A 15,661-nucleotide genomic window follows, 5' to 3' on the forward strand; every position below is an offset into this window, starting at 1 on the left:
TGAATGTAATGATTAGCTGATGTGATAATGAGATAATGAATGAATGAGGTAATTAGCTAATGTGATAATGCCATTCCTCAGCTAATGATTATATCATCACATTTATCAATTTACATCAATTCCCTAATAATTGATTAACCGTTACTGCCTTGTAATTGTTTTGTTTAAGGTATCTCAATAATTCGGGTAATTTATCATAAAACTTGTCCTTTCTGCGTGGGTCTGTTCCTACATGCAGCAACAATATAAAACCATTTAAGCCTTGTTGTTTTTCCAGCTCAACGATAGATTGGTAAATTTCATCGCTCGTTCTGTAAGATTTTCCCATTTCTGGGTAGGTATAGTCTGCGTTTGAGCGGGTACCTGGCGTAAAATTGATGAGCTTTAAGCCTAAATCTTCCGTCCAATTGGCAATGGCTTGGTTGTACCATTCGTAAGGCGGCAGAAAGTAATTCGCAGCTTTTTTAGTGATACCGAATTTTTGCATGGCTTTGTAGTTTGCCGAAAGATCATCATCAAATTGTTTTTTAGAAACCAAAAGCGAATCGCGTTTCTTCCAATCGGCGTACAATAAATGCTGATCTGAATGAGCTCCCAGATAATGTCCTTTTGCTTTTGCACTCTTAATAAAAGATGAAAAAGATGAGTTTCTGTAAAAGTTGCCTGTTAAAAAGAACGAGGCTTTTACTTTTTCTTTATCCAAAGCAGCGATTATTTTTTGGCTACCATCCGCATATTCATCGCCAGTAAACACAATAGCTAATTGTTTTTCTTTTACATCGCCTCTAATAATAGCGCCTTGTTCTTTTTTGTAACTCGATAAATCCTTTGCCGTTTTGCTATCATAAGCCGCTAACAAATAAACTAACGAAGCCGTCCCGTCCATGGTGGGCTCATTGGTGCTGTAATCGCCATAATCGTCGTGGTAAACTGCCAAATCACTTTGAAAATCGGCATAGTCATCAGGTTTCGTCAGCTGTATGCCTATCAAACCTTTGTAAATGCTCGTGTAAACTGGGCCATCTACCAAACCGCCATCAATTGGATATTTGCCCAAATGCGTAAAAGCAGAATGAGGATCGGTTGGTGTATCGCCCCAACTTGGCAAACCGTAAACCATGCTCGTTCCCCACGGATTGCAACCAAAAATCCAGTCGAAATTTGCTTGCTCCAGTTCAGAAAAAGTGCCATCGCCGCTTAATTGTTGATACCACATACATTGCATGGCAAAAGCAACGGTTAAATTGTTGCTGCACCAAATAAACGGTACGCCTCGGTAAAAAGCATTGTTTTTTGCTCTGTTCCACACGTGTGCGATACCTTGCTTGTAGTAATCTATCAATTCTCTTTTTCTATCTCCAGAAGATTGCTTTGCTAATTCGTAATGCCCTAAGTTGATAAATGGATACCATTGATAATGTTTGGCCGTATCGGCAATAAGCCAAGGGGTAACTTGTTCCTGCATGGCATAGTAATAAGCAGAGTCTAACGACTTTGCACCGTAGCCAATAATTTTTCCGGTCTTTGCGAGTGCTAACTCCATATCATCAACCCAATTATCTTCTGCATAAATATAAGGCGACTTTACCGAAACAGTTTGGGTAACGCCTTTTTTCTTGATGGCATATTGGTAGGCGGTGTTTGCTTTTGTTGCCAAATCAATAGCGTAGGGTTCATCTTTATAAAGTTCACTGCCCAAAGCAAAAGCACTAGCAAATTTAGCAGCTGTAGAGCTGGTGCCTTTGGTATCGTTCATAAATTTGCCTCGTTGTTGTGGTTTTCCATCAATAAAGTATAAAGGCCGTTCAAAACCTTTTCCGTACTGGCTGTCCTCTTTCGGAATGCGCATCGTGATATGGTCTCGATCATCCGCCAGTTGATTAAACATAATGTTAGGCTGCGGGTGCATTTTCATCAGCCAATCTAAACCCCATTTGGCTTCATCCAAAACATCGGCGACGCCATTTTTACCATTCAAACCTGTGGCTAGTTTGGTGTCTGTAAACGCTTTTGGAAAATCACGATAGGCCATTAGCAAATGGTAAGTGGCATTGGCGGTAGTGGTGCTGTATTGCAAGTAATCGCTGGCATCGTGCCAACCACCAACGGCATCAAAATGGGTGCTGTCTTTTAGGCCACCTTCTTTGCCATAAACCACAAAACCATCGTGGGTGTGGCAGCTATCTTTTAAAAACGGATTGTAACCACAACGTTGTTGGCGCATATAACGCAGGGCGAAATCGGCCGTGTTTTGATAAACATTTTCGTTGATGATGATTTCTGGAGATGTGGCGCCGTCTGCTTTGAGGTAATAATTGCCAGGTATTTTAAACTCAGAAAAATTTAACCTAGCCGATGTTTTGAATGGCCCATAAGCACCAAATACTTGGATTTTATTCGATGAATAAACCGTTTTTCCAGTTTTTTTATCTACCAATTCAAAGTTTTTAGGAACATTGTTGCCTTTGCTTGCCCACACGGCTACTTTTATTGCTTTAGGCTGGTAACCTAATAGATTAATTCTTATCCAGCTTTGCTCATTTTTAGGTTTAAAGGCCAAAAAAAGCAGAGATATTGCACAAATAACTAAAAAGCATATAAAAAGAGGTGTTTTTCTCATGATGAGCGAAGGGTTTTGGTTGCCTTAAAAATAGAGAAATTTAACTGTTATGGAAACAAATCGAAAGCCGCACGATGATAAGTTCTTATTTTTAATGAGGTTTTGAAATTGCTAGAAAAAATAAAACGTTCCGATTTTTACATCGGAACGTTTTTCCCAAAAAATTAACAATTTTTTACAACGCCACAATGGGCTTTGTAATGCTTTTAAAAGATTTTTACGTTTAACCTTTAATAGGTACAAGGTAGCAATTATTTATTAAAAATTCAAAATATATGTTCGTGTTTGCTAAAGTCTACCAAAATACTCGTTAAAAATCCATTTTTATTTTTGTAACAAAAAAATATAGCTTATTTTTCGGGATGCAATTAAATCAACCCAGTCAACGCGAATATTATTTTAATAACGAGGTTATTTCTCGTTTCGAATTGTACAACAGTTTGTTTCTTACGCTTCCGTTTTACAAAATTAAAGATACAGGAACACTTTTACCTTTATTTTTCAAGAGTTGCGAAGATGGAATTAAAAACCATGAGAAGCCCAGTGAGCTGATAGGAAAATTTTTCGATAAATATGTGCAAGACAAGGACGAGACCGCGGTAATAGATCTATTATTCAGATTTATTCAGTACATAGAGCGCCAAGTGGTGCTGTTTGATGCGGTAGAGGATGCTTCTTTTACCAAGTTGAATATCAGTGATGAGCAAAGTTCTTTAAGAGCCTTATTTCTTAAAGCAAATGACGATGCCAACTTGCATGAGAAAATTGACAAACTGGTAGAAGAGTTTTCATTAAGATTGGTGCTAACTGCGCATCCTACACAGTTTTACCCTGGTCCTGTTCTAGGAATCATCAATGATTTAACATCGGCAATTAAGGCAAACGATTTTACCACCATTAATCAATTATTGCAACAATTAGGCAAAACGCCGTTCTTCAATAAAAAATCGCCAACAGCCGGTAGACGAGGCATTAAGCTTAGCTTGGTACCTAGAAAATGTATTCTATTTTGCTGCGGCAAACATCCAAACTGGCCTAAACCAGTTACTAAGCGAATATCACATTGATCCTAAAAAAGTTATCGAATTAGGTTTTTGGCCAGGTGGAGATAGAGATGGTAATCCGAACGTAAAAGCGCAAACCACTTTGGAAGTTTCTAAAATGTTGCGCCAAATTCTTTTCAGGTGCTACTATCGCGATTTTAGAAATATCAAAAGACGTATCACTTTTAGAGGGGTAGAAGAGAGTATCAATTTGTTGCAAGAAGTATTCTATGAAAATGCCTTCAACAATACCTTAGAAGAAAAAGATATTTCAGATTATATCATTAAAAATCTAAATGACATTATTGATACGTTGAATAAAGATCATGACGGCTTGTTTGTGAATGTGGTACAAGATCTTTTAAGGAAAGTAGAGCTTTATCGTTGTCACTTTGCCTCGTTAGATATTAGACAAGACAGTAGAGTATTAAGAAAGGTGCATCAGTATTGCAGAAGCCAGAAACCAATTAATTCTCTTTACAGCGATGATTACGATAGCTTATCGGAAGAAGAGAAGCTCAAAGCCATTTCGTTTAGGAGCGCCAAGGTAATTTACACGGATGAACAAGATAGTTTGATTAAAGATGCCTTACAGACTATTGCAGAGATTAAAGACATCCAACAGAAAAATGGCGAGGAAGCTTGCCACCGTTTTATTATCAGTAATTGCCAACAAGCAAGCGATATTTTGCAATTAATGGAGCTTTTTCTTTGGAATGGCTGGGAAGCAGAAGATTTAACCATTGATTTTGTGCCGCTTTTCGAAACCGTTAACGATTTAACTGGTGCTGGCGAAATCATGGAGAAATTGTACACGCATCCGTTCTACAAAAAACATTTGGCTTTGAGAGGCGGCAAGCAGCACATAATGCTGGGTTTCTCTGATAGTACCAAAGACGGTGGTTATTTAATGGCCAACTGGTCTATATTTACGGCTAAAGTTGCTTTAACCAAAGTTGCCGAAGAACACAACATTCAGTTGGCATTTTTCGATGGTAGAGGAGGTCCCCCAGCTCGTGGTGGAGGTAAAACACACCGTTTTTATGCCTCTATGGGTAAAGAAATAGCAAATAAGAATATCCAGTTAACGGTGCAGGGGCAAACCATTAGTTCGCAATATGGCTCTGTTGATAGTGCTGCGTTTAACATAGAACAATTAATTAACGCAGGTATTTCATCGGGCGTTAAAGAAAAGCACAACGTTTTGCTAGATAAAGAAAACTTCGATATCCTTAGCAAAATGGCTAAAGATAGTTACCAAGCTTATATCGATTTGCGTAACGATCCATTGTTTTTAGAGTATCTGGAAAAACTATCTCCGTTAAGTTTGCTATCTAAAATTACGATTAGCAGTAGACCAGTGAAAAGAAACGCTGGTACTAAACTAAAACTAGATGATTTACGTGCTATTGGCTTTGTAACCTCATGGAGCCAGCTAAAGCAGAATGTGCCAGGTTTTTACGGCGTGGGTACAGCCTTAAAAGCGCAAGAAGATTTAGGAAATTGGGAGCAGGTTAAGAAGACTTATAATCAATCAGGCTACTTTAAAACCATTGTAGATAACTGTATCATGTCTATGAGTAAATCGGATTTTGAGATTACGGCTTACTTAGCAAATAATAAAGAATTTGGTGCTTTTTGGAAGCAATTACATACAGAATTTGAACTTTCTAAATCGATGTTATTGAAATTGACAGGACATGAAACCTTGATGGAAAACTATCCGGTAGAGAAGAAATCAATCGCTGTGCGTGAAAAAATCATTTTGCCACTAGTGTTGATCCAACATTTTGCTTTAGATAAGTTGCAGGGCGATTTAAGTGAAGAAAAACAACAGGCTTACGAGAAATTAGCTATCAGAACGGTTTATGGCATCGTAAATGCGGGTAGAAACTTGGCTTAGAAATCGGAAGTTAATAGACGGAAAGTCCGAAGGCAGTTGAACAATATGCCTAAGGTATTTTCTATAAATTTGCCCGCAGATTTTCGCTGATAATAAGAGCGCAGATTTACACAGAAACGCATCTTCTTAAATCAGCGGATAAATCTGTGCTGATCTGCGGGTATTAATCATTTTGTCAATTACTCATTTCTTATGACAACACCAACATTAAACTAGTTTTTATAAATTTGCCCGCAGATTTTCGCTGATAGCGAACGCAGGTTTTCGCAGAACGGTTATCTGCCAAAATCTGCGGGTATTTATTTATCATTTTGTCAATTACTCATTTAATCATTTCTTATGTCAACGCCAATATTAAACTGGACTTACAAATCATTCGAGGAATTATCGAAACTAGAGCTTTATACCATTTTGAGGTTAAGAAGTGAGGTTTTCATTATTGAACAACACTGCAATTACCAAGATGTAGATGGCAAAGATTTGAAGTGCCACCATTTAATGGCTTGGGACGGCGATAATTTGGTTGCCTACACTCGCATAGTTCCACCCGGAGTTTCTTTTACAGAGGCGAGCATTGGCCGTGTATTAAGTAATTCGAGATATAGAGGCATTGGTGCTGGTATTACTTTGATGGAAAAGAGCATCGAAAAAGTTTACGAAACCCATGGTAAACGCCCAATTCGCATTGGAGCGCAGCTGTATTTGAAGAAATTTTATGAAAGCTTTGGCTTTGTAAAAGATAGTGAGGAATATTTGGAAGACGAAATTCCGCATATTGAGATGGTGCTTGCTTAAGGCAAAGCACAGCTCAAACGAAAAAGCTTAGTCAAAAATCGACTAAGCTTTTTTTAAGAGCGTTATCTGCTAATTCTTCATTCTGCCCTGCTCTGCTTCCGTTCCTGTAGATCTTCTGCGGGCGGGCTTAATTTCGTTTTTACCAAACCTGTAAGTAAAGTTTAAACGGAATAGCTGTGTTTCATTTTTTTGGTATAGGTTATAAGATAATCCTGGATAAGCGCTTTTCAACCTTGTTCTATTGGTGTCAAATACATCAGATACGGCAAACTTTAAACTGCCTTTTTTCTTCAAAATCGCTTTGCTGATCCCGAAATCTATAAAAGTTCTTTCTTCCAAGTCTAACGTTCCGTAAGTTAACGGCGATTCATAATTTGCATTCAATTCTGCAGTTAATCCATCCATAATGATGAAATTATTTTGCATACGGAATTGGTAAGAAGTTTGCCCGGTTTTTAACGCTTGGCCATTTAAGTTTGGTGTTTCAAAAGCCATGTGAAAAACATTTAAGTTGTTGCTCATGCTCCACCATTTTTTAATTTTAACAGGCACCGTTAAATTGGCCGATAGTACCTTTTGAGTGGCCAAGTTCTCATTGGTTTGAAACAGCGCTTTACGTTCTTCGTTCGGTAAGATTACTTCGGTAATGGCATCGTTGGTAACACTGTAACCTAGATTTAAGAAATACCTTTGCATAAACGTGTAATTTACCTCGTAATTATTGGTGTATTGCGGCTTTAAGAAAGGATTGCCCTGGTTGTAGGTATATTCATCTAAATAAAAAACAAACGGGTTTAAGGCATCGTAACTAGGCCTGTCAATTCTTCGCCCATGAGAAGCCCCTAGCTGATGGTTTTTAGACAGCGTTTGCTGCACATAAATGGTCGGAAAGAAATCCCAATAGCTACGCTCTACCATGTTATTGGTGGTAATTAAATGGCCTTTAGAGTTGGTTTGTTCCATCCTTAAACCTAACTGTACACTGGTTTTTTTAAACTGCTTACTTAAATTGGTATACACTGCATTTACATTTTCATCGTATACAAATCGGTTGCTCCTACGCTCATCATTTTGCCACGCACTGCCTACAAATTCTTCGGCTTTCAAATCGTTATCTGTTTCTACCCAACTGCTTTTTGCACCCGCTTCAAGCTTCGTAGTTTTATTAATTGGCAAAGAGTAATCTACTTTTAGCGCCCTAATGTTAATTGTGCTGGGCGTATTATTCCTCAACCGGCCAATTGGTTTTACAAAAGAACCATCTGCAAAAGTGAGGGTATTTACCAAATCGCTTCTGTCGTTACCTTTATATTTGGAGTAATCGGCATCAAAAGTTAATTCTTGGCCTGTGGTATCTAATACCGATTTATAATTTAAGTTGTAAGCAAAATTTCTGTAGCTAGATGTATTTAAGTTGGTGGTGTTTAAAATAGAATCTAGCTGATTAAATGATTTGCCAATATTTGTTTTGTTGTAAGAATCTTGACTGGCACTGTTAAGATAGCCCGTAGCCAAAACGCCGATGGTGTTATTTTTATTTAAGAAAAAATCGGCGCCAACTTTAAAATTATTGTTCTCGAAATCCCTATCATCGCCTCCTTTTTGCGAAAAATAAGTGTCTGCACTGGTGGCTGTAGCGTTAGCAATCCGATCGATATCAATTACATTTGTTCTAGCTCCCTTATTAAAGTTGTAGCTCCCAAAAACGTTTACACCTTTGTTTCTGTAGTTTAAATTTAATCCTGTATTGCCTCTAGGGTTTTTACCATACGCCGTACCAGCATTAAAGCTTCCGTTGGCGCCACCATTTTTAGCTCTTTTTGTTTTAATGTTGATGATGCCAGAGTTGCCAGCAGCATCGTATTTTGATGATGGGTTGGTGATGAGCTCTATAGTTTCTATCTCAGAACTTTGCATGTTACGCAATAAATTTGCCACATCAGCTTGGCTCATATAGGTTTGTTTGCCATCTAGCATAATCAGTACGCCCTGTTTTCCCTGCATTGAGATACGATCGTTTTGATCTACCGTAACCCCGGGCGCTCTTTGTAACACCTCTAAAGCAGATGAACCTACAGCAACCGAACTGTTCTCCACATTCATTACCATTTTATCCGCTTTGCGCTCTAAAAGAGGTTTTACCGCCGTTACACTTACCGTATTTAAGGTCTTACTATCTGCTTTTAATAAAATATCTGGAAGGTTTAAAACCGTTTCGCCAACTACAAAAGATTTTCCTTTATAGATTTGATAACCCATCATGTTAATTTTGATGTAGTAGCTGCCCGCAACAATATTTGGAAAGCTGAATTTTCCCTCGGGGGTAGTCATAGCTGTTTTAACCAAAGACGAGTCTGAGGCTTTAAACAAACCAACGGTGGCATAATCTATCGGTTTACGCTGTTCATCTAAAACAGTTCCGTTAATGTCAATTTGCTTTCCTCTATTTGCCTCTGCTAGGAGCGAAATCGATGTTAGAAAAGCAATCATTAATAAGTATATTTTCTTCATTTCCGAGTGTTTTATTTTAAATTTTTGGGCATAAAAATACCCGCACCTGTTTGGTGTATTTTTTAACTTTTAAAAATTTCGCTTAGTTTTTAAAAAGACCCGAGGCCTTTTTTATTAGTTTGTATTTAGTAGTAGACGAAAAAGGGGTGCGAAAGGTTACAAGAAATTTTCATTTTTTAGCAACGAAGAATAATTCACATAAAAAAAGCGGCAAAGCAGCATAAATAAACTGTTTTCTTGAAAAGCATATTGCTGCAATGGTTGATGCTAGTCCCGCTTTCGCTTATAGTCCTCGGCTAGTTTTACTTCGCCTGCGGGCTAATCTGCTCAATCTGGGTTTAGCACACACAGGCATTAGCTACTATTTTTGTTTTACGAGGAACGTGGGCCAGAAATCGAAAAATTGGCCCAGGTTGTTTTGATATGGACAAAAAATACTGTTTTTTGTCCACGTTTTAAATCTTCAACGAATGCAATTGAAAGTATAGATAAGCCAATTATTTTACAACGAAAATTTGCTTATCAAAAGAAACGCCTCTTTAGGGGAGGCGTCGGGCTAAGAATGCTATCCTTAGGGATGTTCTTGGTTGAAGAGATATCAACTTAAATTTTATATATTGCAGTAAACAAACAAATTACGTTTTTGGAACAACTACAAACTATTCAAGAAGCTCATAAGATGTTTCCTACCAGTGGTAGCCATCCTCTTTTGGTTACCTGTAATGATTTAAAAGATTGGGTTTGCAAATATGATAAATTTCCTAACTATTTGTTTAACGAACTAGTTGCTTCAGAATTTGCGAAACTATGGTCGATAAACGTCCCTGAAAACTCATTAATGCAAGTTAGTAAAGAACACGTACCAATTGAAAGGTTTCCGAAATTGCAGCCAAACCTTTTTGATAAGGATTGCTTTGGCTCTTTGTTTCTAAAAAATACAAAAGAACTAGATTTAACATTTATTCCCTCATTTAAGGAAAAGAGTTTTAGAGATAAAATTTTAGTGAAATCTGACTTTTTAAAAATAGCTTTGTTTGATATTTGGTTAGCCAACGAAGATAGAAATTACAACAATAACAACTTGCTGCTTCATTATGCAAAAGATAACAGCTTATCATTTTATGCGATAGACCACGTAAATATTTTTAATTCGAGCTCGTTCGATTACGGAATATCATTATTAACGGCCGATGAAAGCATTTTAAATACAGATTTAGCTAAGTTGTTGTTTGCTAATGATAGGAAATTGGGTGAAACCGTAAATAAACTGGTCGAAAGTTTTTACCTTTGCACCAAAGAGTGCGAGAAAAATTTAGACAACATACTTGCCTTAGTACCAAATTCTTGGACTATAAATACTGTAGATTTAAAAGCAAAGATGGAACAATATTTGTTTAATGATGCTTGGAAAAAACAATGTGAAGATACCTTTAGAGCTTTTATCCATTCTTTAATACTGAACTAAAATGAAAACCTTATTCTCCATACTATACGTCCCAATTAGTGCTGCTCTTGATGAGAAAGTGAGCATTGGGCTGATGATGTTTAATGGCGAGCAACACTTTTTCAAATATTCTGCATCAAAATTGTCAGCAATTAAAGGATTATTAGCTAATGAAAGTAATACCATTCTAAAGACTTATTTACGAACGCTAGAAAAGGAAATAAATAATGAGGCCGAAAATGTTGAAGCGTTATTTAGTTTAGGTAATAAGCCGAAAACTAATTGGGTAAACAGTTCTTACATCTCTTATCTTTCTAAATACTCAAATAATTTAATTCAATTTTCTGAAGCCAAACAAATTGACATTGAATTAAACACCTCTAATTTCAGAAAGCTTTTCGAAAAATATATTTTTGAATATGATGAGGCAATTGTTGTTGACGATAGTTTTGACATTTATAAAAAAGTAAAAAGTAAACTTTATCCTAAAATTAGTGGTAAGGTTAATGTAGATAGAACAATTACCCCTAACGATTTTAAGAATTTAATTGCCCCTGTTGAGGTAAATTTTATAGGCGTTAACGGCGTACCTGTTGCAGGACAAGCTATTAATTTTGAAAAGCAACATTATAATTTAGAGAATGATGTTACCAGGTTTGTTGCCCTAACTAAGGCATTAGAATTAGACGGACAAAAAGATGGTAAGTATTTTGTTTTAGGTAGAGAGCCTAAAGTAAACCATAATGATAAAAACCATTTATTGTGGGAACAAATTAGAGACACCGATTTTTTAGAATTTGTTGATATTGATGAGGTTGGAATTGTTGAAGAATATATCAACAAAAATAATGTTGTGCCGTTTTTTGATTAACAATTGTTAAAAAAACCATAAAAAAGGCTTCCAAATTTTTGGAAGCCTTTTTTCATTTATAACCACAGCTATTTCATTATTCCGTCATTGCGCAACTGATTTTTCATCAGCTGCGGCAAGCTCATTTTTAGTTATTAAAATATCAACTTTTTTTATGCTCATTTAACACTTATATTTACTATTTGATATAATCAATAATTAACAATCAGATTTAAAAAGGTAATGAAATTAGATAATAATGATCCGTTTAGTTACAAGGAAACTCCATTTTTAAAGTTAACACATAATAATTATGTTGTAGCGGTAAAAGATGAAGATTTTCCCGAGAGAAATATTTTGCCGCTTTTTTATTACGATAACGGTATCATCAGGAGTATTGACGAATGGGATATGGGGAAAATAGTTGTAATACCCCACAAAACTATCCAAGATAAATCACTATCTAGATTTAATCTACAGCAAATCATTAAAATATCATATGGAACTATTTCTGGAAATACGAGATACTATGAAGGAGGAACATTGCCTAAATGTTCAACAATAGATTCATATATTTATCCTATAGAAGCAAATCAGATAATTGAATTTTTTGAAGGTGTAATTAATGTAGAAGAATCACTATTTACACCGCAAATGGAATTTTTTCAGCTCATAAAAGAATTTTATGTTGAAACTGAAAATTGTTTTTTTATAATATTTGAAGAAAAATTATTAGGCCCTTTCAAAGCAGTAAAAGTAAATGACAATTCATTTAAGATTGCAAAAAGTAGATTTAAAAAGTTTGGCGAATATGAATTTAATGACAACTCTTATTTAGAATTAGAGGCTAATGATCTTATCAGAAAAGTTTATATTGAAGTAAATGATTTAAGCTTGATTTTCAAAGAAGAATATGACTTCAAAAGCGATGATGAATTATTGACAGAATTTCAAACAGAGTTAATTAATTACCCTGATTATTTTAATGAGAATAATCTCGAAAATGTTTTATTAATACTAAGAAAAACAACTCAAGTAGAGAAGATTGAGAGCAAAATTAGGGATAATTTCAGATTAAAAAAAATTCTTGAAAAAGGTGGAAAAGTATTAGATAGCGATATTGATTTGCTCAAGAATATCCCAGAAATAAAAGAAATAAAAGAAAATAAGCAAAAATTAGAAGAAGAATTTTTTGTCTTAAAACAGGATATAGAAAAAATTGAGACACAAAGAAATAAGCTGGCAAATGAGATCAATGAACTCGAACAAACCAAAAATGAAGAATTGGAAAAAAGAAAAGCCGAACTAGATAGTGATATAATTAAGCTAGAAGCTCGGAAAGAAAATTTAGAAAAAGAGGTTGAGGAGGGTAAATTAAAACTAGAGGAAAGTAATCAAGAGATTAGATTAGAAAACGATAAATTACGTATTATCCAAGATGATTTAAAGGCGGGAGTTCAGAAATTAAAGTCTGAATTTACAAGTGAGCAAAAAAATTCCCAAGAAAAATTGGCAGAATTAGTAAAAGGAAAAACTCATTTCGATTTTATAAGTGGTAGAGATTTGTCTGAACAAGAAAATGAGATATTTGTAGCTCAGGACTTTAAAATAATAGATCAGTTTGAAAAGCATCAATATCGTGACTTTAGAAATGAGGTAGTTAATATTTTAAAACAAAATAATCGAAATTTTGATAATCACTTTGTCGATAATTTATTGATTTCAATTTTTCAAAATACATTGACAGTATTTGCAGGCGTTCCTGGCACTGGTAAAACAACTTTAGCTAGAATTCTTGCCAATATATTAACGCCCAAAGAAAAAATTAGAGAAGTTTCAGTAAATAGAGGTTGGACTTCTCAAAAAGATTTTATAGGCTTTGTAAACCCATTAACAAAAAAATTTCATTCTTCATCAACGGATATATATTCTTTGACAAGACAAATGAATGAAGAGGCAAAAGATGAGACAATATATTTAAAAACGCCTATGTCCTTTATCATATTAGATGAGGCAAATTTAAGTCCATTGGAACATTATTGGTCTTCTTTTTATAACTTGACAGATTCATCAGGTATGCTTGAAGTTAAATTAGGGCACAATGAAGCGATTAAATTCCCCAATAATCTTAGGTTTATTGGCACAATTAATTACGATCATACTACCGAAGAACTATCACCGCGTGTTTTAGACAGAATAAATATAATTCAGTTAAACAAGGCTGAAGACATTAGCTTTAACAATATTTCAAATGCAAAAATAAAGAATATTCAATTATCGTTTCAACGATGCATTGAGTTTTTTGAACTAACTGATTCTATCGAATTTAAAATTGAAGGCAAAATAGAAAAAGGGTATAAGGATATCAAAAATGAGTTCAAAAACTTAAAAATTTATATTAGTCCAAGGGTAGAAATTGCTATAAGAAGATACATTAGTTTAGCTAGTCAACATATGTCTGACGTTAATAAGCCTTTAGATTACTGTGTTGCACAAAAACTCTTACCTTTAATAAACCTGCAAGGTTCGGAAAATAAGTTAAAGTTAGAATCTTTAAAAGATCAATTAAAAAATAATAAGTGTGATATTTCAACTAGGATTTTAGAAGATATAATTAACATAGGGTCAGAAAAAGGAATTTATGAAGAAAATTATAATTATTTTTTGACGTTATCGAATGTTTAAGCTCTTTCATATAGACCAAAGCAATATAGCACAAGAAGTTTATCCCGAAAATGGGATATATATTGTTTATGAATTATTTGAATACAAATTTCAATTTTTAGGGGAGGTAAAGCAAAAAACCGTTTTCATAGAAGATGAGATATTTGACACTGAAAACAACTTATTAGTGTTTACCGATGATAGTATTTCTACGAAAGAAAAAAAAGAATTTTTGAAGATTACTTTGGGTATTTGAAAATCAATATTAGCGCTAAAGAATTTAATTTTGAAGTTAGAATTCAAAAATTAAAAGTACCAGAGTTGGAAGCAATACTCTTGTATTTGTGGAATCAAGATCCCATTATTTTTGATAATTTTTTCTCAAAGAGCACGCTGAAATCTAGGCTTGATAAAGAAAATCAAAATCTTGATTATAGTTCAAAATTTGTAAATATTTTTGATGAATATTACAACTTTTTTAAGAGTATTTTCTTTAGTTTTAAATCACTACCTCATAATGTTTTAAGGATAGAAAGTAAAATTGTAGATTATGAATTAGCAGAAGTTTCAAACAGTTCTATCGATTGGTTGATAAATAATCTTGATGAATTAAATATTGATTACCTTTATAAAAATGCCATCAACTCAATTCAGATAAATAATAATTATGGTGTAATAGAAAAAATTCGCACAGAAGAAAAAGTAAATGACTATAATGTCTATGAAAACCAAATAATTCTTGGGTCTTTTGATTATGTAAAGTTAGAAATAGGGAAAATTAAAAACAGAATTAAAAACTATCTACCCACTAAACAATATTATGATAAAGAGTTTTACAGCATAAATGAGTTCAAAGTTATTCCTTTTTTGAAGGTTAAGGATGATTTGGAAAAAGTGGAGAGTAAAATTCAATCTTTAAAGAAAAAGTATGAATCTGCTTTTACCAAAGCCAGTTCAAAAAATGCACTTCCAAGGTTAACACCTGTCTTTTCAAACAAAAGACATTATGCAGAGGCGTACAATAAGATCAAATTAATTAGAGACGTCAACATTAACCTTGAAGGTGAACTAAATCTATTAAATGTTAAAAAATTAAGTACATTATATGAGCGTTTTAATCTTTTTGTAATAATCAACTCATTAAAAGCACAGAATCCTATTAGTTTTAAGAAAGAAAATCCAAAATTAGAGGATAATACTTTTCAAGAATTTTATTTTCAATTTACGAATTTCAAAGTATCCTTGTTCTATGACTTTTTTATTGGTAATAAAAGTAATTTGACAGGATTACAAAGAATATCTTCAGGATATTACAAACCTGATTATATATTGAAAATTGAAAGAGACAGTGGAACGAAGTTTTACATTTTGGACTCCAAATATTCTACCGAAAAAAGAATTAAGACTACTCATCTACTGAAATGTATAAAAGACTATATTTTAGATATTGGCTTGACAGATTTTCCGTTATTAAAAGCGGAAGAATTAATTTTAGTTTATCCTGGTCAAAATGAAGAAGTTATTTTTGGCAGTGATTTATTTAAACCAAAAATTAGCATTATCCCATCAAAAGTTAATAAAAATAATTTAAATGAATTTATAGATAGAATTATAAAGCTTGGCTGATGTCTTAGGCCTGAAGAGATAAGCTCGACCCATCTACTAATTTGATATATTTCTGCTTTTCTCTTTTCGAAATGTTTGTATTTGAAAGCAAAGCCGTTGAAAATGCCTATACTACTAAGTCTATTATTGAGGTTTTAGACAGCCTATAGGCCTGAGTTCGATTATTAATATTAAGAATATTAGCTTTTGCGGTATAAAACACCCC

At 34.2% G+C, this 15,661-nt stretch carries 9 protein-coding genes; 7 read left to right on the forward strand and 2 right to left on the reverse strand.

What is annotated here, in order from left to right; all coding sequences use genetic code 11:
• Positions 1–115 precede the first annotated feature (115 nt).
• The gene (locus OVA16_RS05715) at positions 116–2,620 is read right to left on the reverse strand and encodes a glycoside hydrolase family 9 protein (RefSeq protein WP_267764104.1); all 2,505 of its coding nucleotides are present in this window, start codon (positions 2,618–2,620) and stop codon (positions 116–118) included.
• A 939-nt stretch (positions 2,621–3,559) separates the two neighbouring features.
• On the opposite strand from OVA16_RS05715, the gene OVA16_RS05720 reads away from it, so the two are divergent.
• Positions 3,560–5,566: a phosphoenolpyruvate carboxylase gene (locus tag OVA16_RS05720; RefSeq protein WP_324288599.1), complete on the forward strand. Its 2,007-nt coding sequence runs from the start codon at positions 3,560–3,562 to the stop codon at positions 5,564–5,566.
• A 339-nt stretch (positions 5,567–5,905) separates the two neighbouring features.
• Complete coding sequence (locus OVA16_RS05725) at positions 5,906–6,361, forward strand: GNAT family N-acetyltransferase (RefSeq protein WP_267764106.1); 456 nt, start codon at positions 5,906–5,908, stop codon at positions 6,359–6,361.
• Between the two features lie 69 nt (positions 6,362–6,430).
• On the opposite strand, the gene OVA16_RS05730 is transcribed toward OVA16_RS05725, so the two are convergent.
• Positions 6,431–8,872: a TonB-dependent receptor domain-containing protein gene (locus OVA16_RS05730; RefSeq protein ID WP_267764108.1), complete on the reverse strand. Its 2,442-nt coding sequence runs from the start codon at positions 8,870–8,872 to the stop codon at positions 6,431–6,433.
• A 643-nt stretch (positions 8,873–9,515) separates the two neighbouring features.
• On the opposite strand from OVA16_RS05730, the gene OVA16_RS05735 reads away from it, so the two are divergent.
• From OVA16_RS05735 to OVA16_RS05755, 5 genes are all read left to right on the forward strand, one after another.
• Entirely contained in the window at positions 9,516–10,337 is an 822-nt protein-coding gene (locus tag OVA16_RS05735) for a HipA family kinase (RefSeq protein WP_267764109.1), read from the forward strand.
• 1 nt (position 10,338) lies between these two features.
• Positions 10,339–11,187, forward strand: a complete 849-nt coding sequence (locus OVA16_RS05740) for a hypothetical protein (protein ID WP_267764111.1) — start codon at positions 10,339–10,341, stop codon at positions 11,185–11,187.
• Between the two features lie 222 nt (positions 11,188–11,409).
• On the forward strand, positions 11,410–13,851 hold the full coding sequence (locus tag OVA16_RS05745; protein ID WP_267764112.1) for an AAA family ATPase: 2,442 nt from the start codon (positions 11,410–11,412) through the stop codon (positions 13,849–13,851).
• On the forward strand, positions 13,844–14,086 hold the full coding sequence (locus OVA16_RS05750) for a hypothetical protein (RefSeq protein ID WP_267764114.1): 243 nt from the start codon (positions 13,844–13,846) through the stop codon (positions 14,084–14,086). Before OVA16_RS05745 ends, OVA16_RS05750 begins: the two co-directional genes overlap by 8 nt.
• A complete protein-coding gene (locus OVA16_RS05755; protein ID WP_267764116.1) occupies positions 14,083–15,456 on the forward strand; it encodes a hypothetical protein in 1,374 nt (457 codons plus the stop codon). The genes OVA16_RS05750 and OVA16_RS05755 overlap by 4 nt, the downstream gene beginning before the upstream one ends.
• Positions 15,457–15,661 lie beyond the last annotated feature (205 nt).

Origin of the sequence: Pedobacter sp. SL55, assembly GCF_026625705.1 — a bacterium.
GTDB lineage: Bacteria > Bacteroidota > Bacteroidia > Sphingobacteriales > Sphingobacteriaceae > Pedobacter.

What these genes read in the sequence shown, in the direction of transcription:
- OVA16_RS05715 (WP_267764104.1), bottom strand. Translation starts at nt 2,620, where the DNA reads ATGAGAAAAACACCTCTTTTTATATGCTTTTTAGTTATTTGTGCAATA.
- OVA16_RS05725 (WP_267764106.1), top strand. Translation starts at nt 5,906, where the DNA reads ATGTCAACGCCAATATTAAACTGGACTTACAAATCATTCGAGGAATTA.
- OVA16_RS05730 (WP_267764108.1), bottom strand. Translation starts at nt 8,872, where the DNA reads ATGAAGAAAATATACTTATTAATGATTGCTTTTCTAACATCGATTTCG.
- OVA16_RS05740 (WP_267764111.1), top strand. Translation starts at nt 10,339, where the DNA reads ATGAAAACCTTATTCTCCATACTATACGTCCCAATTAGTGCTGCTCTT.
- OVA16_RS05745 (WP_267764112.1), top strand. Translation starts at nt 11,410, where the DNA reads ATGAAATTAGATAATAATGATCCGTTTAGTTACAAGGAAACTCCATTT.
- OVA16_RS05750 (WP_267764114.1), top strand. Translation starts at nt 13,844, where the DNA reads ATGTTTAAGCTCTTTCATATAGACCAAAGCAATATAGCACAAGAAGTT.